The 24817-nt window shown below is 42.9% G+C and carries 24 protein-coding genes; 17 read left to right on the top strand and 7 right to left on the bottom strand.

Going from position 1 to position 24817, the window contains the following annotated elements:
• Positions 1–958: 958 nt before the first annotated feature.
• A complete protein-coding gene (locus tag Q9G97_RS05775) occupies positions 959–1414 on the top strand; it encodes a hypothetical protein (protein WP_305900091.1) in 456 nt (151 codons plus the stop codon).
• Between the two features lie 259 nt (positions 1415–1673).
• On the opposite strand, the gene pdxA is transcribed toward Q9G97_RS05775, so the two are convergent.
• Positions 1674–2750, bottom strand: a complete 1077-nt coding sequence (pdxA, locus tag Q9G97_RS05770) for a 4-hydroxythreonine-4-phosphate dehydrogenase PdxA (RefSeq protein WP_305900090.1) — start codon at positions 2748–2750, stop codon at positions 1674–1676.
• Between the two features lie 316 nt (positions 2751–3066).
• On the opposite strand from pdxA, the gene dnaB reads away from it, so the two are divergent.
• The 3 genes from dnaB to argF all read left to right on the top strand — a co-directional run bounded on the left by dnaB (position 3067) and on the right by argF (position 6770).
• Positions 3067–4467, top strand: coding sequence for a replicative DNA helicase (dnaB, locus tag Q9G97_RS05765; protein ID WP_201573126.1), 1401 nt, complete (start codon positions 3067–3069; stop codon positions 4465–4467).
• Between the two features lie 134 nt (positions 4468–4601).
• A complete protein-coding gene (gene alr, locus Q9G97_RS05760; protein WP_305900089.1) occupies positions 4602–5720 on the top strand; it encodes an alanine racemase in 1119 nt (372 codons plus the stop codon).
• A gap of 129 nt (positions 5721–5849) precedes the next feature.
• Positions 5850–6770 (top strand): ornithine carbamoyltransferase, encoded by a 921-nt coding sequence (gene argF / locus Q9G97_RS05755; protein ID WP_305900088.1) that lies wholly within the window; start codon positions 5850–5852, stop codon positions 6768–6770.
• A gap of 259 nt (positions 6771–7029) precedes the next feature.
• Here the strand turns inward: argF and rpiA are convergent, their stop codons facing one another.
• On the bottom strand, positions 7030–7689 hold the full coding sequence (gene rpiA / locus Q9G97_RS05750) for a ribose-5-phosphate isomerase RpiA (RefSeq protein ID WP_305900087.1): 660 nt from the start codon (positions 7687–7689) through the stop codon (positions 7030–7032).
• Between the two features lie 328 nt (positions 7690–8017).
• On the opposite strand from rpiA, the gene ilvA reads away from it, so the two are divergent.
• The 8 genes from ilvA to Q9G97_RS05710 all read left to right on the top strand — a co-directional run bounded on the left by ilvA (position 8018) and on the right by Q9G97_RS05710 (position 14562).
• The gene (gene ilvA / locus Q9G97_RS05745) at positions 8018–9571 is read left to right on the top strand and encodes a threonine ammonia-lyase, biosynthetic (RefSeq protein ID WP_305900086.1); all 1554 of its coding nucleotides are present in this window, start codon (positions 8018–8020) and stop codon (positions 9569–9571) included.
• Positions 9572–9628: 57 nt separating this feature from the next.
• Positions 9629–10012, top strand: a complete 384-nt coding sequence (locus tag Q9G97_RS05740) for an excalibur calcium-binding domain-containing protein (protein ID WP_305900085.1) — start codon at positions 9629–9631, stop codon at positions 10010–10012.
• A gap of 129 nt (positions 10013–10141) precedes the next feature.
• Entirely contained in the window at positions 10142–10582 is a 441-nt protein-coding gene (locus Q9G97_RS05735) for an RNA-binding S4 domain-containing protein (protein ID WP_305900084.1), read from the top strand.
• Positions 10583–10763: 181 nt separating this feature from the next.
• The gene (locus Q9G97_RS05730; protein WP_201573113.1) at positions 10764–11261 is read left to right on the top strand and encodes a low molecular weight protein-tyrosine-phosphatase; all 498 of its coding nucleotides are present in this window, start codon (positions 10764–10766) and stop codon (positions 11259–11261) included.
• 59 nt (positions 11262–11320) lie between these two features.
• Positions 11321–12445 (top strand): UDP-N-acetylmuramate dehydrogenase, encoded by a 1125-nt coding sequence (murB, locus tag Q9G97_RS05725; protein ID WP_305900083.1) that lies wholly within the window; start codon positions 11321–11323, stop codon positions 12443–12445.
• Positions 12435–13205, top strand: a complete 771-nt coding sequence (locus Q9G97_RS05720) for a YdcF family protein (RefSeq protein WP_305900082.1) — start codon at positions 12435–12437, stop codon at positions 13203–13205. The genes murB and Q9G97_RS05720 overlap by 11 nt, the downstream gene beginning before the upstream one ends.
• A 183-nt stretch (positions 13206–13388) precedes the next feature.
• Positions 13389–13685: a cbb3-type cytochrome oxidase assembly protein CcoS gene (ccoS, locus tag Q9G97_RS05715; RefSeq protein WP_305900081.1), complete on the top strand. Its 297-nt coding sequence runs from the start codon at positions 13389–13391 to the stop codon at positions 13683–13685.
• 43 nt (positions 13686–13728) lie between these two features.
• Positions 13729–14562, top strand: coding sequence for a sulfite exporter TauE/SafE family protein (locus Q9G97_RS05710; RefSeq protein WP_305900080.1), 834 nt, complete (start codon positions 13729–13731; stop codon positions 14560–14562).
• Between the two features lie 146 nt (positions 14563–14708).
• Here Q9G97_RS05710 and Q9G97_RS05705 read toward each other — a convergent pair whose 3' ends face one another.
• Positions 14709–15863, bottom strand: a complete 1155-nt coding sequence (locus tag Q9G97_RS05705; protein ID WP_305900079.1) for a DEAD/DEAH box helicase — start codon at positions 15861–15863, stop codon at positions 14709–14711.
• 26 nt (positions 15864–15889) lie between these two features.
• Positions 15890–16105 (bottom strand): cold-shock protein, encoded by a 216-nt coding sequence (locus Q9G97_RS05700; RefSeq protein WP_305900078.1) that lies wholly within the window; start codon positions 16103–16105, stop codon positions 15890–15892.
• Positions 16106–16455: 350 nt separating this feature from the next.
• On the opposite strand from Q9G97_RS05700, the gene aroQ reads away from it, so the two are divergent.
• Together aroQ and Q9G97_RS05690 are read left to right on the top strand one after the other, a co-directional pair.
• On the top strand, positions 16456–17007 hold the full coding sequence (gene aroQ / locus Q9G97_RS05695; protein ID WP_305900077.1) for a type II 3-dehydroquinate dehydratase: 552 nt from the start codon (positions 16456–16458) through the stop codon (positions 17005–17007).
• Between the two features lie 261 nt (positions 17008–17268).
• Positions 17269–18576, top strand: coding sequence for an AarF/ABC1/UbiB kinase family protein (locus Q9G97_RS05690; RefSeq protein WP_305900076.1), 1308 nt, complete (start codon positions 17269–17271; stop codon positions 18574–18576).
• Positions 18577–18621: 45 nt separating this feature from the next.
• Here Q9G97_RS05690 and Q9G97_RS05685 read toward each other — a convergent pair whose 3' ends face one another.
• Positions 18622–19473, bottom strand: coding sequence for an ion transporter (locus Q9G97_RS05685; RefSeq protein ID WP_201573098.1), 852 nt, complete (start codon positions 19471–19473; stop codon positions 18622–18624).
• A 414-nt stretch (positions 19474–19887) separates the two neighbouring features.
• Here Q9G97_RS05685 and Q9G97_RS05680 point away from each other — a divergent pair, with 414 nt between their 5' ends.
• Entirely contained in the window at positions 19888–20643 is a 756-nt protein-coding gene (locus Q9G97_RS05680; RefSeq protein ID WP_305900075.1) for a YebC/PmpR family DNA-binding transcriptional regulator, read from the top strand.
• A gap of 82 nt (positions 20644–20725) precedes the next feature.
• Here the strand turns inward: Q9G97_RS05680 and Q9G97_RS05675 are convergent, their stop codons facing one another.
• Both Q9G97_RS05675 and ftsY read right to left on the bottom strand, forming a co-directional pair.
• Positions 20726–21313 carry a methylated-DNA--[protein]-cysteine S-methyltransferase gene (locus Q9G97_RS05675; protein ID WP_305900074.1) on the bottom strand — a complete coding sequence of 196 codons (588 nt, stop codon included), beginning with the start codon at positions 21311–21313 and terminating at the stop codon, positions 20726–20728.
• Positions 21314–21358: 45 nt separating this feature from the next.
• Positions 21359–22690 (bottom strand): signal recognition particle-docking protein FtsY, encoded by a 1332-nt coding sequence (gene ftsY, locus Q9G97_RS05670; protein ID WP_227680382.1) that lies wholly within the window; start codon positions 22688–22690, stop codon positions 21359–21361.
• A 249-nt stretch (positions 22691–22939) separates the two neighbouring features.
• On the opposite strand from ftsY, the gene Q9G97_RS05665 reads away from it, so the two are divergent.
• Both Q9G97_RS05665 and Q9G97_RS05660 read left to right on the top strand, forming a co-directional pair.
• Positions 22940–23098 carry a hypothetical protein gene (locus Q9G97_RS05665; RefSeq protein WP_201573092.1) on the top strand — a complete coding sequence of 53 codons (159 nt, stop codon included), beginning with the start codon at positions 22940–22942 and terminating at the stop codon, positions 23096–23098.
• 217 nt (positions 23099–23315) lie between these two features.
• Entirely contained in the window at positions 23316–24746 is a 1431-nt protein-coding gene (locus Q9G97_RS05660) for a pitrilysin family protein (protein WP_305900073.1), read from the top strand.
• Positions 24747–24817: the final 71 nt, after the last annotated feature.

Here is a 24817-nt window from a genome sequence, read left to right as displayed (position 1 = left end):
TCGTGCTGAATTATAAAAAAATAATTTCATAAATTTGCTATTTATTAAGCTCATTTTCAACAGATTTTATATCCTCACGTACCGCCATGTTTTTAGCCCTATTTCTTGCGCCCAAAATTTAGCTGTATATCTATCACCTGCTACTGGTCTTATATTAAATGGCTTGTAGTGCAGGAAGTGAGTTAGGTTATGAGAATATTGAAAGACTAAAGAGAATGAGCTTAATAAATGATCTTCAATAGAATTGTAAGGTGATGTTTTATCTACTTGCAGACTACAAGGCCTCTATCAACTTGCTCTTTAATTCTGTCGACTCTAGTAGCTTTTAACTCTTCATCTGAAGGAAGTGAGCTTATATCCGATATATTTCTTAGATATTGGATTTCGGCATATAAAGCAGATGATGTATAGAGTTGCCAATTAGAAAAATTATCTGGATCTAGAAGGTGTGCTGTTCCTCCCTGAGCCTCACACACTAAAGCGAACTGATAGAAGGTATCACCTACCGTTTCATACTCATATGACTCAGCCGTTGCAGTGGTATTTAAGATTGACCAACATATTAGTCCAATTAAAACCTTCTCACTAAATAAGTAATTCAAAATAACCCTCTAGAAAATGAATAAATGTATAAGTCAGTATTCTACATCAGTTGAAATTGTTTAGAGAATTAAAAGTTAAATGTCCCATGTTTCATGACGTCTGTTATGAGAACAATCGACCTTTTTTACTGATAATTACGCTCTGTGGGTGTGTTAAATTTTACAATACCTATTGGCTAGGGTGTGAACTTCTTAACGCTCAGTTTTGGGCAGTGCTATTCTCAACTACCATTATCGACTAGAATTGCCTATAAATAGTAATCGGTGCGCTATACAGGCATCGAACTGTATGATTAAAATTTCCCAAGTTAATTCCTACGAGATTAACGGTAAGGTCAGATGTAAGGACAGTTATAATGAAACATATCAAACACTTTGTAAATTCTCGTGGAGACCATACTTGGGATTTTACGTACTACTATAATGAAGTAGTACCTGAGATACTTAAAAGCAGGAAAGATTTAAGCCCGATTTTATCAAGTGATTTAAATGGAATAGACGATATAGAGAAGACGCTTAATAAAGGCATAATCAAGTCGATTTATTATGATTTAGAAAATGATAGGATATCATTGAAGATTGAGCAAAGATATGGCAAAGATTTAATAGAAATCATCTATTCTGATATTATAAATGTTGACATTAATTGTCAAATATTGCCAATGACCATAATGGCACATGAAGTAGACGTAACGCCTGATAATAATATTATACATTCACTATTTTTATTAGGTGATACAGAAATAGTTCTTGAATGCGAAAAAATAGAAATGAAAATAGTCCTCTTGAAAAGTTCACAACTCAAACTCTAAGTTACTACGTCGGCTAATTGATTATGTTTAAATCAAGGCATATATTTTGGGTTTAACTCATCAAAATAAATAGTAAGAAACTTTGACTATACCCCAACGGAACCTATTATTTCGCTCTTAAAATCCATTAACTAACCACTTAAAACAGACTGGTATAACGGAACCACTTATATCAGGGCATATTTGATGGTTTATAAGTAGGCATTGCTGATGCCAATGTTCCCTACTACTGCATGACAAATCTCGCTAAGGCATCGACTTATGCAAGAGGTCTATTAACAAGTGCTTTATTTGCCATATCATCCGCCATCACTAGAGCCTGATGAAGACTAGTAGAGCTAGTACCCGTGCGACCTGCCAAATCAAGAGCTGTACCATGATCGACTGAGGTACGAATATAAGGTAGCCCTAAGGTTAGATTAACCGTATCACCAAATCCATGTGATTTAAGCACAGGCAGTCCTTGATCATGGAACATGGCGATAACCGCATCACAGTCTGCTAAATGTCTTGGGGTAAATAAAGTATCGGCTGGCATGGCCTCCGAGATATTGACGCCTTTATCAATGAACTCTTGCAAGACAGGATTGATAATTTCGATCTCCTCCATGCCCAAATGTCCACCCTCGCCTGCATGTGGATTGAGACCACAAACTAGAATGCGCGGATCAGCCATGCCGAACTTTGAATGCATATCATCAAGGACGATTTGTACCGTTTGACGTACATTGTCTTTGGTAATAGCAGCAGGGATATCTTTGAGCGCCAAATGAGTCGTAACTAGAGCGACTTTCATAGATGGATTAGCGAGCATCATAACGACTTTATCACGATTACTTTGCTGCATAAAAAACTCAGTATGCCCGCTAAACATCGTACCATCGAGCAATTTGATATCGGCATCAATTAGCGCAGACTTTTGCAAGGGGCCAGTGACAATAGCCGCTACTGCATTATTAATCGCTAGTTGATGCGCTACTTCTAGTTGCTGCGCAACCATAGCCGCGTTATTGATATCAATTTGACCTGCAACAACTGGTGCAGCGGTGGCAATATCGATTAAGATAAAATCTTTACTAGCATCAGTATTTAATTGTGAGAGTTCATCGATAAAAGACTCGTTTTCACTGGTTACTACCTGCCAACTAGGACCAGTGGCAAGCACGCCAGCTTTTAGTAGAGCATCGGCACGCGCCTGCATAGCTCGACTATCTGCTGTCACCCAAACAGGCCGATCAAAACCTTGCAGCTTATCCTCATTTGCCAATAACAGCACCACATCCATTCCTATCCCAGCAGGCTCGCCCGTCGTCAATAATAGTGGCAGTTTTTGCATAAAAATTCCTTATTTTAAATTAATATTATTGTACTTTTAATTTTTAAACTGATTTGAGTAGGCGCCATTGACGACTAGCCAATGTAGATAAAGTTGCTGTTAAAAAGTTACTATCAAAAGTAACTATCAGCAGTCCTTAAAATGCCATAATGTGTTAAGCTTTCGCTTTTGATTGTAGCATCAATTAAGCAAAATTTAGACGCGTTTTGGTAGGACTGTCTTATAGATTTTTTGAGCCAATAACCTAAAAAAAGCTAGTGTGACAGCGCTACAAATACTGAACTTGTGTATTGATAAAGAGAATAACTAGACACTTATGGCAGATACTGATAAAAAAGATGACTTACTCAATCAACAACCGCCACACAACATTGATATTGAAAAGGCACTGTTAGCCTCACTTATGAGTATCGAAGAGGCGTATGACAAAATTGCCGATATCGTCAGCAAAGATGACTTTTATGCGGGACGCCATCAGCATATTTTTGCAGCGATTGCGCATCTGGCAGCGGTCAATGAGCCTTATGATACGGTGATGGTGCACGATTGGCTGGAGGCGCAAAAGCTACTCAAAAACGCCGGCGGTGATAGTTATCTAGCAGATATCTTAAGTCAAAGCCCAGCGACGTTATTTAACTTGACTGCCTATGCCCAACGCGTGCGTGAGCTGTCGACTCTACGCCAATTGATTACTACGGGTAATGAGATGTTGAGCCTTGCCTATAATCCAAAAGATCAGTCGGTAAGCGATATCTTGGATAGTGTTGAGGCGACTATCTTTAGTATTAATGAGCAGCACAATAAACGCGCTGAGCAGCGCGGCCCTGTTGGCATCACTTCGGTATTGACCAACGTCATTGACAAGATTCAAGAGCTCAAATCCAATCCTGATGGCATGATCGGTCTGCAAACGCCTTTTACGGAGCTGAACAATAAAACCCAAGGTCTGCAAGCAGGCGATCTAGTCATTGTTGCCGCGCGTCCTTCTATGGGTAAGACCACTTTTGCAATGAACTTAGCAGAGGGCGTCTTATTTAATGAAAATCTGCCTGTCGTCGTATTCTCTATGGAGATGCCTGCTGAGTCTATCGTTATGCGTCTGCTATCCTCTTGGGGCGCTATCAATCAGACTCATCTGCGTTCAGGTCAGATGAACGAGGATGAGTGGGCAAAGATGATGAACGCTATTCAGCATTTACAATCTAAGCATCTCTATATCGATGATAGCACTGCCCTGCCGCCCTCAGAGCTGCGCTCACGCTGTCGTCGTATCGCCAAAAATCATGACGGCAAACTGGGCGCTATCATTGTCGATTACTTGCAGTTGATGAAAGTGCCGAATCTGGACGGTAACCGTGTCGGTGAGATATCAGAGATTTCCCGTAGTCTAAAGGCTTTGGCGCGTGAGCTTGAGTGTCCCGTTATTGCCTTATCTCAGCTTAACCGTAGCCTTGAGAACCGTCCTAATAAGCGCCCTATTATGTCAGATCTACGCGAATCTGGTGCTATTGAGCAGGATGCTGATTTGATCATGTTTATCTATCGTGATGAAGTTTATAACGAGAATACTGATCATAAAGGCGTGGCCGAAGTCATCATTGGTAAGCAGCGTAATGGCCCTATCGGTACGCTACGCTTGGCCTTTGAAGGTCAATATACGCGCTTTACTAACTTGACCCCTGAATACTATCAAGGCGTCAATTTTGATGATGAATAGCGCTTAATAGCTTATTAATTATCAACAAAACTCTTAAACGCTCATCTTCAGCCGCTGTTAATAGTAAATCGCTAGGATTAACCATAGCTTTGACTATTAATAGCTTAAAAATATCGTTATATAAGAAGACTACTATGCGTACTGCTACCGTAACCATCAAGCCCGCTGCCCTCACTCATAACTTACTACAAGTCAAAAAACGCGCACCGAACTCTAAAGTGCTTGCCATGGTAAAAGCCAACGCTTATGGTCATGGCATCAAAGTTGTCTTGCCCGCCTTACAACAAGCCGATGGTATCGGCGTAGCAAGCTTTACAGAAGCGCTAGAGGCGAGAGATCTAGGTTGGCAAAAAGCTATTGGCTTAGTTGAGGGTGTATTTAGCGCTGGAGAGTGGCAACAAGCGATTGATCATGATTGCAGTTGTGTGATTCATCATCTACCCCAGCTTAATTGGGCGCTGGATAATATACCTAAAGATGATAGCCCAACGCGCACCGTATGGCTAAAATATAACACAGGTATGAATCGCCTAGGTTTTGACGATGATACTGTCATTGATGCCGCACAACAGCTATCTGACGCAGGCTATCAGCTGATTTTGACCACTCATTTTGCGAATGCGGATGATTTTGAGCATCCATTAAATACAGTGCAAATACAGCGCTTTAATAAAATATTAAAAGTATTACAGCAGGCCATTGATGCCGATATCCAAGGCTCGTTATGCAACTCAGCAGGATTAGTTAATTTCCCTGAGCATCATCACGATTGGGTACGTCCAGGTATCATGCTTTATGGTAGCTCTCCTGTCACTCATAAATGCGCTGCTGAGCTAGATTTACAACCTGCTATGGATTTTAGTGCCCGTATTATGGCCATACAAACTGTCAAAGCGGGCGACTCAATAGGTTATGGCAGTCGTTGGTTCGCCACAGAGGATACTCAAACCGCGCTAGTCAGTATTGGCTATGGCGATGGCTATCCAAGAGTAGTGAGCGCTGACGCTTATGTTTGCGTGATAGATAGTAAAACCGCACAAAGCCAGCGCTGCCCTATTCGAGGTCGCGTCGCTATGGATATGATTGCCATAGATATCAGTGCTGCTAGTCATATTACTTTGGACAGTGAAGTACGCCTTTGGGGAGATGCGCCACATGTTGATGAAGTAGCCACATACGCAGGTACTATTGGTTATGAGCTGCTGTGTAGACTTAGTACTCGTCCAAAACGAGCTGTTCATATTGAACCGTAAATCGCTATAAAATTGGGCGTTTACATTGAAATTAATTAGGCTATACTAAAAGTTTGTTATTAGGATGTTTAAATCATTAAGTATGATAACGTCTATTTTCACTGACTCTGTTCGACTGCTAGGATTGCTATGAGCTTGCGCCATTTTTTGACTTTATCTGATTTGAGTAAAAAAGAACTAGAAGACCTAATCAAACGAGCCAGCGTACTACGTAAAATGCAACACGCTGGCGAGGTTTATCAGCCTTTTGTTGGGCGTACGCTGGGGATGATATTTGAGAAATCCTCTACGCGTACCCGCATCTCCTTTGAGACGGGCATGGGTCAGTTCGGCGGTAGCGCGATATTCTTATCGCCTAATGATACTCAGCTCGGTCGCGGTGAGCCATTAGAAGACTCAGCTCGCGTCATATCTAGCATGGTTGATATTATTATGATCCGCACCTTTGGGCATGAAAAGGTAGAAACCTTTGCTGAGTATTCAAGTGTTCCTATTATCAACGCGCTAACGGATGATTTTCATCCCTGTCAGCTACTCGCTGATATGCAAACTTATTATGAACATCGTGGCAGTATCGAAAATAAAACCGTCACTTGGGTTGGTGATGGCAATAATATGTGCGCCTCCTTTATGCAAGCAGCACACCAGTTTGGCTTTGAGCTACGAGTAGCTGCGCCCTACGGGTTTGAGCCTGATGCGGCACTAATGAAGCGTTTCGCGCATTGCGTGAGCTTAGTGCCCAATGTGCAAGATGCTGCAAAAGACTCTAATTTAATTGTCACTGACGTTTGGGCAAGCATGGGTCAAGAGTCTGAGCAAAATACCCGCGCCCGTCGTTTTGCACCTTATCAAGTGACCCCATCGTTATTAGACAGAGCCGATCCTGATGTCGTGTTTATGCACTGCTTGCCTGCCCATCGCGGAGAAGAGATCTCCCACGATATGCTCGATGATCCACGCTCAGTGGTTTGGGATGAAGCGGAAAACCGCCTGCATGCTCAAAAGGCATTGATGGAGTTTTTATTAAAGGATAAAATTAAGCTGGCTTAGACTTGTATTATTGTGACTTGTATTATTGTGAATAGTAAAAAGGCAGATTACCTTAATAGTAACCTGCCTTTTTAAAATGAAAAAACTAGTAACAAGGTCTGTTTTCAGTCAATAGTTATAAATCATAGCAAGAGAGTATTATGAGTAATGAAAAATTAAAAAAGTCATATAAGGACATCGTAATACAGTTTCTATTATTTGGTACTGTTATGGGGCTTGGTGTCCTTGGTTTGTATTTTATGAAATAAAGATAGCTTGATTAGGGCGTCAAAATCTCAACCCCGGAGCTACTTGCCTTCAATAACACATCCGCTTGATTGGCGGCAAAAATACCATTACAGACTACCCCAACGATATTATTCAACTGCTGCTCAAGCGCGATTGGGTCGCTGACGTCTAAATCATAAGTATCTAAGATCACATTGCCATAATCAGTGACAAAGTCCTCACGGTAGACAGGCTCACCGCCCAGTTGCACCAGCTGACGGGCGACATAAGAGCGCGCCTGTGGTAGTACCTCAATGGGCACAGGGAACGCGCGCCCCAACACCTCAACGCTCTTGCTAGCATCGACCATACAGATAAATTTATTAGACGCAGCTGCTACTATCTTTTCGCGAGTCAATGCGCCGCCGCCGCCTTTGATAAGTTGCAAATCGCTATTGACCTCATCTGCGCCATCAATATAAACATCTAATGTACCTGCAAAGTTGAGATCGACAATATCGATGCCTAATGCACGCAGTTTATCTTCGGTCACCTGCGAGCTGGCAACCGCACCTGCTAGCCTAACGGTCGGCAGCAGTTCAATAAGACAGTTAACGGTACTGCCTGTGCCTACACCGAGTATCATATCGTCTTCGATATACTGCAGTGCAGCTTTAGCAGCAGCTTGCTTCTGGGCATTCTGATCGCTCATATTAAGTCCTTGGCTAGATAAATTAGGCAATATAAAAGGATGAATCGCGCTTATTATAAACGATGATAATCATAGATGTGCGCTCAATCTGTTGATTAAGTTATTATAGTCAAGGAATTTTAAAACTGATACAAGGCGACTGCTTGCAGATAGTATACCGAGTACATCCAATACATATAAGGCGGGTAACACCGTAGCAGTTTAAAAGTGCGCTAACTATATCTTAAATAATTTTGCGCGCAAGCCTTGCAACAAACTCAAAATCAGCATAGGCTAATCCCTTTATTTTTCTACTTTATTAAAATTTTTATCACTTTTAGGAACTACTATGTTGTCACGCTGGGTACGAGCCATTTTGCAAGCCACTGTTTATGATGTTGCCATTCAGACCCCACTTGAGCCTGCACCCAAATTAACTCAACGTTTCAACAATGACATTCGCCTAAAGCGCGAAGACTTGCAGCCTGTGTTTTCTTTTAAACTACGTGGCGCTTATAACCGTATTAGTCAATTGAGCGCTGAGCAAAAAGCGCGTGGCGTTATTTGTGCTTCGGCAGGCAATCATGCACAGGGCGTCGCCTACTCTGCTCGCAAGCTTAATTTGAATAACATTATCGTGATGCCGACCACTACTCCAGATATCAAAGTGGATGCGGTGATAGCGCTTGGCGGTAATGTCGATTTGCACGGTGACAGCTTTGATGAAGCCAATCGCTATGCCATTAATCGTGCCGAAACAGAGGGCTTGACCTACGTGCCACCTTACGATGATGAGCTAGTAATCGCAGGCCAAGGCACGATTGCGCTTGAGCTATCTCAGCAGTGGCGCAATATGGATTATGTCTTTGTGGCAGTAGGCGGTGGTGGTCTGATATCAGGCATAGCTGCATTTCTAGGTGAGGTTGCACCCCATGTCAAAGTCATCGCGGTAGAAGCTGATCAGTCTGCCTGTCTAAAAGCAGCACTTGAAGCGGGCGAGCGGGTCAAATTAGAACAAGTTGGTCTGTTTGTCGATGGCGTCGCGGTTGCCCAAATTGGCGAATTGCCCTTTGAGGTCGTGCGCATGCAAAAGAGCGATGATTCAGGGCCATTGGTAGAACCTGAGGTGATCACTTGTAGTAATGATGAAGTCTGCGCCGCTATCAAAGACATCTTTGAAGAGAACCGCAGCATCGTCGAGCCCGCAGGCGCATTGTCTGTCGCTGGTATGAAAAAGTATATTAAAGCGCACGGCTTAAATAATAAAAACTGCGTCGGTATCATTTGCGGTGCTAATATGAACTTTGATCGTTTGCGTTATATCGCTGAACGTACTGAGATCGGTGAGAAAAAAGAAGCGATCTTTGCCGTGACTATTCCTGAAAAGACAGGTGCATTTTTGGATTTCTGCCGTAGCCTGCATGGACGTAACATTACTGAATTTAACTATCGTGCCGATAATAAATTATCACCTGACTCTTTAGATCCTGCGGCTATCTTCGTTGGTATTGCTCTAAAAGAAGGTGAGGCAGAGCGACAAACGATCAGCAAGCAATTAGCAGCTGACGGTTATACCGCATATGACCTCACCGATGATGAAATCGCCAAATCCCATATCCGTCATCTGATAGGTGGTCATGCTCATGTCGAGAACGAGCAATTATTAAAAATATCTTTTCCTGAGCGTCCCGGTGCCCTACTGACCTTTTTGGAAAAACTTGGCGATGATTTTAATATTACTCTATTTCATTATCGCAACCACGGCGCAGCTGAGGGTCGTGTACTCGTTGGATTACAAGCTTCAGCAAGCAATTCACGCCAGCTACAAGATGCGCTACTCGATATAGGCTATGACTGTACGGTTCTCAATGACAATATTGGCTATCAGCTGTTTTTAAAATAAAGTCTCATTCGATATAGATTGTAAAACTTTGGCGTCCATCGAGTTTGGATAAAAATTATGAGAAATTTTTTTATTGTCTTAATCTTGATAGTATTAGCACTGGTGGGGTTTAGAATTTACCAATCTTATTCGTCAACTGCTGTGTCGACGACTGACGAGCGCGTGGCTAGTCGCGCTAATGTGATACTAACATCAGACAATTCTGTCTATAGCGATGGCTTTACAGACAGTGACAACATAGCACCGACCTATGTGGATTTGGGTTCAAATAAACCTCCAACCTATACAGCACAAGACATGATCAGCTTTAGCTGTGATGGCAGGCAGCATTGTGCGCAAATGACATCCTGTGCTGAGGCGACTTATTTTAATAATTATTGTCCTGATACTAAAATGGATGGCAATTATGATGGCGTCCCTTGCGAGCAGCAGTGGTGTTAGCCCTCTAAAGTTGTAATCAAAACACAATACCCAAAGTTAATAAAATTGATTCTAATTATTAACGCCTACTTTTAATTGGTAAATAAACCACCATTATCATCTTATATGATTGATATTAATGAGGTTTTGATGAAGAAGCATAATAAAAATCATAATCAGCCCAGCCATAGTGAGCCCGATGCTATGCGTATGCGCGTTGATAAATGGCTATGGGCAGCGCGTTTTTATCGGACGCGTAACCTTGCCAAAGAGGCCATTGAAAGCGGACGAGTGCATTATGCAGGAAGCCGAGTCAAGACTAGTAAAGAGATTGCGGTTGGCGATGAGCTGCAAATTCGCCAAGGCTCAGCTACCGCTATGACCGAAAAGACTGTCATTGTTGAGGCATTAACGGCGCAGCGCGGTAATGCAACAGCGGCTCAGGTGCTTTATTCTGAGACTGAGGAGAGTGAAAACCGCCGTGCTTACTATTCTGAACAACGTAAATTAGCTAATTTGGCTCGTCCTGATAATAAGCCTAACAAAAAAGAGCGTCGCGATCTGCAACGTTTTAGACAGGGTCAAGACTAAACTCTATCTATAACCCTATTAGTTAGCCGCTCTTCTTGCCATTATCGCTATTAATCGTTACGCTAGGCGCTCATATTTATGCTCAGAGCGCGCTTAAGGGTAAGCTTGTAAGTAAGCTACTGCCTTTTATGCTTTCTTACTATTGCTCTATTCTAATAAATTATTATAAATAGGTCACTTTATGCTGATAAAAGATTCCACCCCCACCTCTATACTATTAGTCTGTCTAGGCAATATCTGTCGCTCCCCTACCGCCGAAGAAGTCTTTCGCCAGCAGATAGCTGTCGCGGGTCTCAATATAAAAATTGACTCAGCGGGTACGGGTGATTGGCATATAGGTCATGCACCCGACGTGCGTGCGCAGCGGCATGCCAAAGCTAATGGCTACAACATTAGTAAGCTGGTCGCCCGTCAAGTCACGGCTGATGATTTTTATAACTTTGATTTGATTTTGGCAATGGACGCGCAAAACTTAGCGGACTTGCAAACTATAAAAGACAATATTGCAGCTCCTACAAAACCCTTGGCGCGCTTGGCGTTATTTAGTGAAGAAGATCCTACTTATGGCGGCGATGATGTGCCCGATCCGTATCAAGGCGATGCAGATGCTTTTGATGAGGTGATTGAGCGTGTTGAGTCAAGCGCACAAGCTTGGATTGAGAGCTGGAAAATGTCTTAAAGCGCATCGCCCTTAATATAAGTTATATATCCATATTCATCTATTGAACGGATCGCCCTATGATTACCGCCTTGCGCGCCACCGCTAGTGCCCAAAATAGCCATGCTCAATACGATCTCTCTCATATCAATACTATGGCGTTAGCTTGTGTTGCTGATACTGCGGTAATTTTGAATTCTGAAGCTCAGCTTGATGAGTTTATGGCTTGCTACAAAGGTGAGAGCTTGTCGGATAATTCTGAGCCACCGTTATTTGTGCTCTCAGGTGGTAGCAATGTATTGTTGCCAGATCAGCTACAGGCTACTGTCCTAAGGCCTTTAATAAGCGGGATTACGGTCATTGATGAGACTTCAGAGTCTATCGATATCGAGGTGATGGCGGGTGAGAATTGGCATGATTTAGTGGTTTATACGGTCAATAATGGCTGGTATGGGCTGGAAAACTTAGCTTTGATACCGGGATTGACAGGCGCAGCTCCTGTACAAAATATCGGCGCTTATGGGGTGCAGTTAGAGGACTGCCTACTGTCGGTGCGCGCTTATCATATGCCGACGCATAGTTGGCATAACTTATCTAGGATAGACTGTCAGTTTGGCTATCGTGATAGTCTCTTTAAGCGCGCGCCGAATACTTGGCTTATTACTCGGGTGAATTTTCGCTTGCATAAAGATGCCTCAAGAGTATCGGCAGGCTATGGTGATGTGCAAAGCGTAGCGCAAGATTATGCTTTGCTACAAGGACGCAGCCAAGCTCAGCCAATCGATGTGATGCAAGCTATCATTGATATCCGTAAGCTTAAGCTTCCTGATCCTAGTGTTCTGCCGAACTGTGGTAGTTTTTTTCAAAACCCTATTATCGGTCATGATGAGTTCACCGCACTACAAGCCAGCTATCCTAATATCGTCGGCTATCCATTAGCTGATGGCACAGTTAAAGTCGCCGCAGGCTGGCTGATTGAACAAGCAGGATTAAAGGGTGGCGGTATTGCCCCTATTATGACCCATCAACAACAGGCGTTAGTCCTGACCAATCACAGCCCTTACAAAGCGACGCAAGCTGAGGTCGCGCAAGCGCAAGCTTATATTGCTGATTGCGTCTATCAAAAGTTTGCGATATCTTTAGCGCGTGAGCCTGTATGGGTCAATATAGATGGTTCAATTGGATCGGGCGAAAATGGTCACTAAGCGATCTTGGTCGACGCGATTGTGGCGCTATTATTTGCGCTCAGCTGAGCGTACTATAAAGGTATTACGGATTATTAATATTACCTTTGTACTTGGCTCTACGCTTATTATTATCCTGCTTATTAGCTTGTTTACGCCTTTATTCTCAAGGTCTGTGGTCTATCTATTGCAGCATTTGCCACTACCCGCCATGACGGGTGCTGCTACGAGCTCGCCGCCTACAGCCTATGTGGTGCTTGGTGGCGGCTTGACTAACGATGCGGATAACGAGATTATCCTCAATGCGTATAGTCTTAATCGCGTACGCACCTTAGCTACCGCCTACCATGACTTGCCTTTACCTATTGTACTAAGCGGTGCTGAAGCGCCTTGGCTTGGACAGTGGCTCAACGAGCATGGTATCGATGGTCTAATCAGTGAAAATGCCAGTATGAATACTTGTGAGAACGCCCGTTTTACGGCTAAGCGCATTCCCCTACATCATATTTATCTGGTCACTGACAGTTATCATATGGCGCGTGCTAGACGTCAGTTTGCCTTGAGTAATATTAATAGCACCCCTATCGACGCACCCCTTCCTGTTCCTCGCGATTGGACGCAGCCTGCACAAAACTTAAGCCACTCTAGACGTGCTGTCTATGAAGTCGCCGCCTACTTGCGTGATGTACTACGTCCACAACCTGACTGTCGTAGCGCTGATGAAGTCAGTACTGAGCAACTACTCACCCCTAGAGGTCGTGTCAATAAAGCGCCTGAATAGCCTTTGTCATCTTTACTAACAATACTAACTCTTTTATAGCTTAGGCTCAGACAATGGCTTAGCCAATTGAGCGACTAGGCTAAAAAAGGCGTATAATAGAGCCTATTTATTTTATTCATACTACGCCTGGTTATATTCATACTGCTTCTAATTCTATCCATACTGCTCCTAAAGAGGACCGTGATGCTCAGTATATTCTTATTAATACCTTTGAGCCTGATGCTGTTCGTGGTGGCTATCTGGGCGGTCCGCTATGCCGTCAAATCCAATCAATTTGAGGATTTAGACAATGCCTCGCAGCGTATTATCTTAGATGATCGTCAAGAGCGTCGGCAAACCATGCAAGAACATACCCCTGCCGCCAGCACTGTAGATAATACTGACATCGAAGTTGAAACTATCGAAAATCATGACCCTATTAATGAGCCACAGCAAGATAATAAAATCGTCACTGAAAAAGTCATTAATAAAAAACTTTAATCTTGTAAGCCCCAGTATTCATTGACGCTAGGAGATGCTTTTTATGACCACAGCATTATTGGTTGCCGCATTATTGATGGGATTTTTTGGCTCACCGCATTGCTTAGGTATGTGTGGTGGGCTGGTCGCGGCTTTTAGCCTTTCTATGAAAGATGTTAGCCCTGCCAAGCGTCGTGCGCTGATTGCTACTTACCACTTTGGTCGCCTATCCAGCTACGCTGTATTAGGTTTAGCGGCTGGCTTTATTGGTACTACCGTACTAGAGCCATTAATGAAGGGCAACAGTACACCGCGCATTCTATTAGGCTTAGTATTAGTATTTGTCGGTTTCACTATGCTGGGCGCGCCGTTTTTGACGAAGCTTGAACGAGTCGGTATGCGCTTTTGGCAGTTGCTTAGCCCAATCCGTCAAAAAGTCTTCCCTCTAAACACTTATCCGCGGGCGTTAGCGGCTGGTTTATTATGGGGATACTTACCTTGCGGCTTAGTCTATGGTGCCTTGCTTATTGCAGTCGTAGCTCATGATCCACTAAGTGGTGCGGCGCTCATGTTTGTCTTTGGCTTAGGGACTGTACCAATGTTAGTTGCCACCCATGAAACGGTGAACTGGCTACGTGATAAGATCGGGCGTTTGCGTCTACGACAAATAAATGGCGCTATCATGGTGTTATCAGGTTTAGCCGTTGTGGTAGTGCCTATGGTAATGGCAAACATGCATAGTGGACATGATATGTCTGCTATGCCTAGTCATGGTTCGGGCGATCATATGCAAATGACTGATACACAAATGATGGATATGAGTCATAACAATAGGGATCGTGACAATATGGACCATAATGCTCATGAAGGCATGAACCATAGCAATATGAGTAACTGATCTTTAAAACTTTTGAAACTCTAAATAAGATTTGTACGATAAAAATAAAGGCCTTAACGTCTAAATGAAGTTAAGGCCTTTATTTTTTTGAGCACTTAAGGTTTAAACCTTACGCAAGCACAGTAGTTATATACTGATATACCTGCTTACTCTTGCCACTGCTCAAGACTAAACTTAGTATCTAAGTGCTTTTCAAGTGCTGGTATATTAAAGGCATCATCTTCACTGACAAAGCTAATACTAATACCTGTTTGGCCTGCGCGACCCGTACGACCTATACGGTGTACGTAATCATCAGGCTGATCAGGTAGCGTATAATTAACCACATGACTGATATCATCGACATGTATACCACGCCCTGCGACATCAGTTGCCACTAATATCGACGCATGACCATCTTTGAAACGTTGTAGATACTTCTCACGTTTTTGTTGAATAACATCACCTGATAACATCACCACTCTATTGCCTTGGCGCAGCTTATGATAAAGACGCTTGACCTGATCTTTGCGATTGGCAAAGACAATGACTTTTTCGACATTACTATCGCTAATAATGCGTTGCAGCGCGGCAAGCTTCTGGTTTTCTGTCAGCAAGTAAAAGTGCTGATCGACCAGCTCACTCGTTTTGTGCTCAGGCTCAATTTCAACGAACTGCGGCTCATGTAACCAACGATAAGCCAAATTCATCACATCTTGATTGAAAGTTGCGGAGAATAAAAGACTTTGGCGATCGGTATTGGGTGGCATCCGACCAACCAGACGCTTGATATCAGGGATAAATCCCATGTCTAGCATACGATCGGCTTCATCTAGTACCAGCACCTCTACTCGATCTAAATAGACCATACCTTTATTCATCAGATCAATCAGACGACCAGGCGTTGCGATCAGTACGTCGACATAGTTGCGCTCAAGCTCATGCTGCTGAGTCTCATAATTAGTGCCGCCCATGATGCAAACGCTATGCAAATCTGTGTATTTGGTCAGCTCGACACAATCGTCAAATATCTGCTGAGCAAGCTCACGCGTCGGCGCCATAATGACGGCTCGTGGCTCCGCTAGATAGCGTTCTTCATCACTAGCAAAAGGGCGCTTAAGCAGCGCCTCCATAATAGTAATCAAAAAAGTCGCCGTCTTACCAGTGCCTGTTTGCGCCTGACCAATAGCGTCTTGATGGGCTAAGGTATAAGGTAATATTTTTGCTTGAATAGGCGTCAGCTCAGTAAAACCTAAGTCATTGACCGCCTTGAGAGTCGCTGATGACAGTGGTAAATCATCAAATGTACTAAAATTACTCAAAAAATTATCCTTATGTGGTGAGTCGCTTACTCTTCAAGTTTTCTAACTTCTTCAGCTTGTAAGCCTTTTTCACCTTCAACCACGGTAAATTCTACTTTTTCACCATCTTTTAAAGAGCGGTAACCGTCACCTTGAATGGCACGAAAATGTACAAAAATATCTTCACCACTATCGCGTTGAATAAAGCCAAAGCCTTTTGAATCATTGAACCACTTAACGATACCTTGTTCACGATCTGACATAGTAATGCTTCCTAAAAAGTGGACTTAGTTTCTAATTTCCTTGCAACATTGCATCTAAGTGGAAACTAAGATCATAGAATCATCTGTAACAAACTTGTAATGTTTATGACATAAAAAATATCATAGCACGGGTTTTTGGTAACACAAAGACTTTTAGCATGATTTTGAGTGATCCACTATATAATGCTGTAATTTTTTAATTATTTGTTAGCTCAGCTGTTATTATAAGAGGGCTGTTATAAGAGGGCTCTAGCAGCGTTATAATAGTATCGCTGTAGCAGTACCGTTATAATAACAATAGTCATAAATGGCTGATTACCTACCCTATTTTTCATATTTTAGAGGCTTTTATGAGTACCTCCTCAGCACATTCAGTCGAAAATAGCGCTGATACCAAACCCAAACCCAATACCAAGGATAAAACTACGGCTACACTCAATCGTAAGCTGCTATTAGTTAATGGGGTTAATCTAAATTTACTCGGCAAGCGTGAGCCTGAGATATATGGCTTCACTACTTTGGCGGACATTGAGGACACTTTAGTAACCCTTGCGGCTGAACATGGTATTGAGCTCATTTGTATCCAGTCCAATTATGAGGGTAAACTCATTGATGATATTCAGCATTATGGTCTACTCGCTGATGAGGATACACAAATTGACGCTGTCATTATTAATCCTGCCGCTTTTACGCATACCTCAGTGGCGCTACGTGATGCTTTGCTTGCCACCCAAAAGCCCTTTATCGAAGTGCATTTATCCAACGTTCATGCTCGTGAGAGTTTCCGCCAGCACTCTTATCTTAGCGATGTAGCCGTTGGTGTGATTACGGGTCTTGGCTCATTGGGCTATCAGATGGCACTAGAGTATTGGCTAACCACTCTTTATAAAATAGAGCTATAAAGTTCATGATTTCTATGTACCAGTTCTATGCTACTCTCAACTTGATGCAAGTTGTTAAAAAATAATCACCGTTAAAAATAGCGTGAATTTTCTATAAAAACAGCTAGGTAATAATGATTGACATAAAAACACTTAGCTTATCCTTGTAATACCAATCATAAGCCTGCACTTATAAGGTTATGGAAATAACTCAACGCAATAGATTTGAGCTGATTTGATAAATAAGTTTTAGTATTAATAACCCAATACACGGTGATATGAATGGCAAAGTCGTCTGGAAAACGCTTTATAAAACTCGCAGGCATGACGGCAAGCATCGCTGGTAAAGCGGCGAAAAACTCCTTAAAACACCTCTCTAGTGACGAAGAAAAACGTCTGCAAGCACGCTCAGAGCTGATGCAAGACGTGGGTGTGCAGATCGCTGAGACTTTAGGTGAGATGAAAGGGGCAGTTATGAAAGTGGGGCAAATTGCTTCACAATATAAAGACGTATTCCCGCCTGAGGTGGCAACTGCGCTTGAAAAACTGCAAAAAGACGCGCCGCCTATGCCTTACTCGCAGATAAAGGCGCAGGTTGAACGCGAGCTAAAAGCACCTATTAATGAGCTATTTATTGAATTTGAAGAACAGCCTTTTGCGGCTGCCTCCATCGGGCAAGTGCATAGAGCAACCCTGCCCTCAGGGCAAAAAGTAGTGATAAAAGTGCAGTATCCTGATGTCGATGACAACTGTGATAGCGATCTAAAACAAGTGCGCATGGCGCTTAAGATTGCAGGCGTGCTCAATATGAGCCGTGAGCTACAAGACAAGCTATTTAATGAGATTCGCCAAAGCTTACATGATGAGCTTGACTATACCAAAGAGGCGCACAATTTACAGGTGTTTGGCGCGTTTCATGCCAATGATGAAGGCCTTGTTATTCCTAAAGTCATTGAGAGCCATTCAGCCAAACGGGTGCTTACTTTGACTGAAGAGATGGGCGAATCCCTAGCCGTTGCTGCTACTTGGGACAATGAAATTAAGCAAAAAATCGCCACACGTCTATTCCATTTTAGTGCAGGTCAGCTATTTGGCTTATATCGTATGCACTGTGACCCGCATCCTGGTAACTTTGCTTTCCGCGAGGATGGCAGCTTAATCGCTTATGATTTTGGCGGTATTCGTAGCTATAGTGATAGCGAAGTTAAACTATTTCGTAGATTTGCCAAACATGCAATAACCAGTGACGTCACCGCTCTTGAGCAAGATTTGATTGCTTTGGGTGTACGCCGTGATGATGAAAAGGATGTACCAGGTGAGTTTTATCAAAGATGGCTTGATATCGGTCTCAAACCTCTATCTATTCCGCCTTATCAAGAAGGCGCTTTTAACTTTGCTACTAGCCAAGTTCACCATGAGGCCATGACTCAAATGCGTACTGCACTTAAGTATTTCGGTCAGTTTCAACCCTCAGCGACCACTATGATGCTCGATCGCACCGTCTCAGGACAGTATTGGAATTTGGTAAATTTAGGCGTTGAGATTGATCTCTCGCCTTTGGTGGTTGAGTATTTAGACATGCCGTCTTAATCCCCATAAAGCCCAGTAGCTATGTTTTATAGCATAGCTATCTTGCTATACATGCAAAGCATGACCACAGCGATCGCAAAACTCTGCGTTCACCGCATGACCAAATTTACCACAGTTAGGACAAGCGATAGGATTCAGTTGTGGACGCATATTACGTGCCAGCTCAGCAGTAAAGATACCTGTTGGTACGGCAATAATGGCATAACCGGTTATCATCACCATAGAAGCGATCGCCTGCCCGACAGGCGTCTTTGGTGACATATCACCGTAACCCGTCGTAGTCACCGTCACCACCGCCCAATAAATAGATAGTGGTATGCTAGTAAAGCCATTTTCAGGCCCCTCCACCACATAGACAATTGAACCAAAAATGGTCACAAGCAATACTAAAGACAAAAAGAAAACCGTTATCTTTTGCTGACTGGTTTTGAGAGCTGATGCCAAAAATCCTGCCTGCTGCATATAAGCTTTGAGCTTAAGCACGCGAAAGACTCGCAAAATACGCAAGATACGAATCACTAATAGATACTGGATACCGACGAACGTTGAGCCTAAGTATAGTAGCAATAAGCTTAAATAGCTGGGTAATACAGACAATAGATCAACGATACCAAAAAAGCTAAAAGTATAACGAATACGATTGGGCGCTGAAAATAGCCGCAATAAATATTCAGTGGTAAATAAAATAGTAAAAAACCACTCAGCATAATAAAATAGTGTGCCATATTGCAATCGCATATACAGCACGCTATCGAGCATAACGACAGCCACACTGGTCAAAATAGCGATTAGTAACACAATATCAAAAAACTTACCCGAACGAGTATCCGTGCCTTCAACAATGATATGAATGCGATTTCTCAGATGGGTGATGGCTTCAGTAGTAGTCTGCTTCATAGGATAGTCAGTAATCTCATAACATCAAAGTCTTTATAGTGCTGAATGATATAGGGTGTAACCGTTAGGATTAAATCAGAGTGGCCAAACGATGCAAAAGTCATTTATACTAGCTCGCATGTTTATAGACGCCTGTTCAATTAGTCGCATCTTATTTGCCACAGTGTAACAAAAAACAGCTGTCAACAATATACAAATCGCTACCCTGAGCGTAAGCTTGCGATATAAGTAGACAGCCTTTTAAGATCTCTATACTTATGATGCAGGCGCATAGTCACTAGCTTATAAAAAAACTCTTAATTTCTATAAAAACACTAGATTTTATTAACAATTTTTATTTTAATAGATAGCGTAGCTTTGTTAGATTCGTATTGAATCTAGGTTTTAATCGCTAAGTAAACCGAAGGATATAATATGGCAGGTCATTCCAAATGGGCAAACATTAAACATCGTAAAGCCCGTCAAGATGCCGTAAAAGGCAAAGTATTTACCAAAATTATTCGTGAGATTGTCTCAGCTGCCAAGCAAGGTGATCCCGATCCCGATAAAAACCCACGTTTGCGTGCCGTTATCGAAAAAGCCCTTTCAGTCAATATGACCCGCGATACGATTAATCGCGCGGTTGATCGCGGTACAGGCGGCGGTGACAATGACAATATGGATGAGGTCAGCTACGAGGGTTATGGTGTTGGCGGTGTGGCCGTATTGGTCGAGACAATGACCGACAACCTCAATCGTACGGTCAGTGAAGTACGTCATGCTTTTACCAAATGTGATGGTAATCTTGGTACATCAGGCTCTGTCGCTTATATGTTCACTAAGCGTGGCGAAATTAGCTTCAACGATGTCAGCTTGGAGGATGAAGTTATGCTAGTGGCCTTAGATGCGGGCGCTACTGACATAGAGAACGATGGCGAGACATTACTAGTCATCACCGAGTGGGAAAATCTCGGGCAAGTCAAAGATGCGCTAAACGATGCAGGGCTAGTCTCTGATAATGCTGAGGTTACGATGTCACCCTCAACTAGCGCTGATATCGATAATGTCGATGACGCTTTAAAGATTATGAAAATGATCGATATGTTAGAAGATGCCGATGATGTGCAAGAAGTTTATAGCAATGTGAATTTCTCTGACTCGGTGATGGCGGAGCTTGAGAACCAAGAGTAATGGTGTTGAGAATCAAAAGTTTAAACTAAAAAAGCCAAATGCTATCAAAGCATTTGGCTTTTTTATTAGGTAAAGAAATAAATTAAGGCTTACACTTAACTCCTTCCAAAGCAAGTAGATATTCCTTTTTATCCAGACCACCCGTATAGCCGCCAAGTTTGCCATCGCTAGCAATCACTCTATGACACGGAATGATAAGGCTAAACGGGTTCTTGCTGTTCGCATTAGCCACTGCCCGAAAGCCTTTAGGGTTATCGATACGCTCGGCAAGTGTGGCATAGCTTATCGTTTCACCAAAGCTAATATCTTGCAATCCTCGCCATACTTTTTGTTGAAACTCAGTACCTAAAGATAAATCTAATGGCAAATCAAAGCACTCTCGCTTTTCTTGAGCATATTCATCAATCTGTATTAGCGCCTCTATCAGTAAGGCTTGCACAGGATCATCTATGTTTAGGCTATTTTTATCAATGAACTTAAAATCAGCATCCGTTAGATTATAATACTTTTTGAGTTTGGTAAATGATTTGGAGTCCGTCCACCACTGGTCTTTGGCCAGCCAGCTTACCTCAGCAAGTTTTGGCTGAACCTGTTCATCTTTACAACCTCCTATATCATGAGCCATTACCACTAGGATATAAGTTTGCAGCTTGGTCGTGGTTACAATCATAATGGCTCCTTAAGCTTAGGTTATGTCAATTATTATCTTCACTATCTACTCTTTATCATCGGTCTCAAACAGGGCGGCGACGAACTGCTTAGGACTAAAGGCGCGTAGATCATCTATCGACTCACCGACTCCTATATAACGAATAGGCACATCAGTAGTTTCAGCAATATTAAAGACGACACCACCTTTTGCGGTACCATCGAGTTTGGTAATGGTAATCCCTGTTAACGGCACAACTTTATTAAATAGCTCAACTTGATTAATCGCGTTTTGGCCTGTGCCTGCATCAAGAACAATCATCCCTTCATGCGGCGCACTTGGATCAGCTTTACGCATAACCCGTACGACTTTTTCCAACTCATTCATCAAGTAGGCTTTGTTCTGCAAGCGTCCAGCCGTATCCGCAATTAACACATCGATGTTTTTGGCTTTAGCCGACTGCATAGCGTCAAAAATAACAGAGGCGCTATCTGAGCCATGACCTTGAGCGACCACTGGAATATCATTGCGCTCACCCCAAATCTGTAGCTGCTCGGTCGCCGCCGCACGGAACGTATCACCAGCGGCTAGCATTACGGACTTGCCCTCGCCTTGTAATCGCTTAGCCAGCTTGCCGATAGTGGTAGTTTTGCCTACGCCATTAACTCCGACTACTAAAATCACAAAGGGCTTTTTGGTGGTATCGATTATTAGGGGCGCGACTTTAGGTGTGAGAATATCAACCAGCTCAGTTTGCAGCGCTTTATAGAGCGAATGCGCATAAATCAAATCACCACGATCAGTCTGTTCGGTCAAATTCTTGATAATACGATTGGTCGCATTGACCCCGATATCAGCGACCAATAGCTGATCTTCGACCTCTTCTAACAGCTCATCATCGATCTCTTTACCACCGATTAAGATATTGACCATACCGCCAGCCAAATTCTTACGCGACTTGCTCAGTCCCGACTTCATCCGATTGAACCAGCTGCCTTTTTGACTGCCTTGTGGCTCATCATCCTGCTGCTCTGTTGCAGAGTCGGCATTATCTCCTAACTGTGCCTGTAGCGGCATTTTCGGTATATCAATTTGCGCTGATTCATCTTCAACATTGTGATGGCTAATCGCAACCTGTTCATTCTTATCAAGTTGGGTCTTATCAAGCTCAGGCGTAATCAAAGGAGCACCCAGAGCTATATTGCCTACCGCTGTTACGCTAGATAAGTCTCTATCGACTATATCTTTACTATCTTCTACGGTTGCAACGTCAGGCTCATCAACAATAGCGACAGACTGCGCAGGCATACTGGGTAGCGTGATATCATCGTCATCTAATTCATCAAGACTGCCGTCAAGGTTAATGACGACACGACTGCTATTATTAGTATTATTCATAAATTTGACCTAAATGTTATCAAGAGTTTTTATTCAGTGATTTTGACTTATAATAAAATGCGCTTGGTATAAATTGTATTTTGCCTAGTTTAGCATAACTCTAGGTATGCTCAGCATTCATCCTAGTCAATTGAGTAAGATGAGCTTAAGATTAGGACACAAAATTATGACCTTAAGTTTGCCAGTTATCCCCTATGCTTACGCCATGTTTGCATGTTTGACGGGCTCATAATAGTATAAGGAAAAGCCATGTTATCAACTTCTAAGAAAAAGCTAACTCATAAAGTCACCGCTATAAGCGCAGCCGTTTTGCTAACGATTATAACGGTATCTGCGACTGGCTGTAGCACTACGCAAGAGTTTAAACCCACAGCTAGCATTATGGTTGGTGCGAGTAAGTCTTTATAATCCAATTTTTAAGTATTGTATAGGATGGACTCATCATTGAATAAAATTGTTTATACCCTTGTTTTATCGATATCATGTTTTTCGGTATCGGGTTGTAGTACGCTAAGAGCGTTAGAGCCTACCGCAATTTTGATTACTGATATAGCAAAAGCTCTCTAGTTTTTAATACTCAAATTGAACGCTCATATTTTATCATCATTTATAAGTAGAAAAGTCTATGTCGTCATCTCATATCTTACAGGTAGCTTTTGCCTTAGCACTCACCACCGCGCTTAGTGCTTGCCAAACGCTTACCTCAGATGTCTCTACACCCAGTACTGTAGCTGCTATGCAAAATAATGAGGCGTCGTCGGCCTTGGCTATAGACCTATCTGGTCGTCATGAGTATAAGCTGGATAACGGGCTTAAAATCATTGTCAAAGAAGATCACCGCGCGCCTGTGGTGATGACCCAAATATGGTATAACGTCGGCTCTACCGATGAGCCAATCGATAAAGGCGGAATCTCGCATTTGCTAGAGCACATGATGTTCAAGGGCACCAGTGCAGTATCTAGCGATGATTATGAGCGTTTGATTGCAAAATTTGGTGGCACCAATAATGCTTTTACTAGCTACGATTACACAGGCTACTATGAGCTGTTCCCAGCTAATCGCTTGCCATTAGCATTAGAGCTAGAAGCGGATCGAATGACCAATTTGTTATTTGATGAAAGTGAATTTGCTAAGGAGCATCAGGTGGTGATGGAGGAGCGCCGTCAGCGTACCGATGATAACCCTTTAGCAAAAGCGTACGAATCCTTTCGATTGCTCGCAATGCCTGATAGCCCTAAAGGTGAATCAGTCATTGGGCCAATGAATGAGCTGGAATCTATCACTTTACCCGAGCTAAAAGACTGGTATAGCACTTGGTATGCGCCCAATAATGCAACTTTGGTTATCGTAGGGGATGTAGAGCCAAGTGAGGTATTGGCACAAGTAAAACGCTATTTTGGTCAGCTGACACCAAGCGAGCTGCCAGCGCGGCCAGCAGTGACCCAGCAAGGGTTTCGCGGTTATAAAAAAGTAGAGTCCGAGCAAGCGGTACAAGTGCCAGTATTATTGATGGGTTACAACGTACCAAGTTTGCTGACTATTGGCAGTGCTAATGAAAAGCAAGCTTATGCGCTATCACTGGCACAGGACGTATTAGATGGTGGTCTATCAGCAAGACTTGAGAGTCACCTCATTCGCGAGCAAGGTCTGCTTGCCACTGTTGGCACCTCCTATGACTTGCTAGATCGTGGTGATGGTTTATTTTTAATTCAAGCGACACCCCGCGCAGGCGTCAGCTTAGAGCAGGCGCAACAAGCTATTACTAATGAGATCAATAAATTAGCAATAGACCCTATCGCAGCGGATGAGATCAATCGTGCCAAAACAAATACTGTCACAAGCCTAGTGTACGCGCAAGACAGCATGGCAGGACAAGCGCGGATGATTGGATCCATGCAGTCTATCGGTCTCGATGATCGATTGCTTGCCAGCTTACCTGCTAAGTTAGATCGCGTATCGGTCGCGGATATTCAAGCGGCTAGTAAAAAGTATTTGGTCAATGACAATTTGACGGTGATGCAAGTGATACCGCCGAAAGACGCAGCGAGTAAATAAAAATAGCCCTAACCTTGCTATACATTTAATCGCCATTTATCAATACCTCTAAAAATATCGCTATCCAGTCT

This window comes from Psychrobacter sp. M13 (assembly GCF_030718935.1).
In the GTDB taxonomy this organism is placed as follows: Bacteria; Pseudomonadota; Gammaproteobacteria; order Pseudomonadales; family Moraxellaceae; genus Psychrobacter; species Psychrobacter immobilis_G.
The sequence above is the reverse complement of the archived record's forward strand: the minus strand, read 5'-3'. Positions and strand labels throughout refer to the sequence as shown.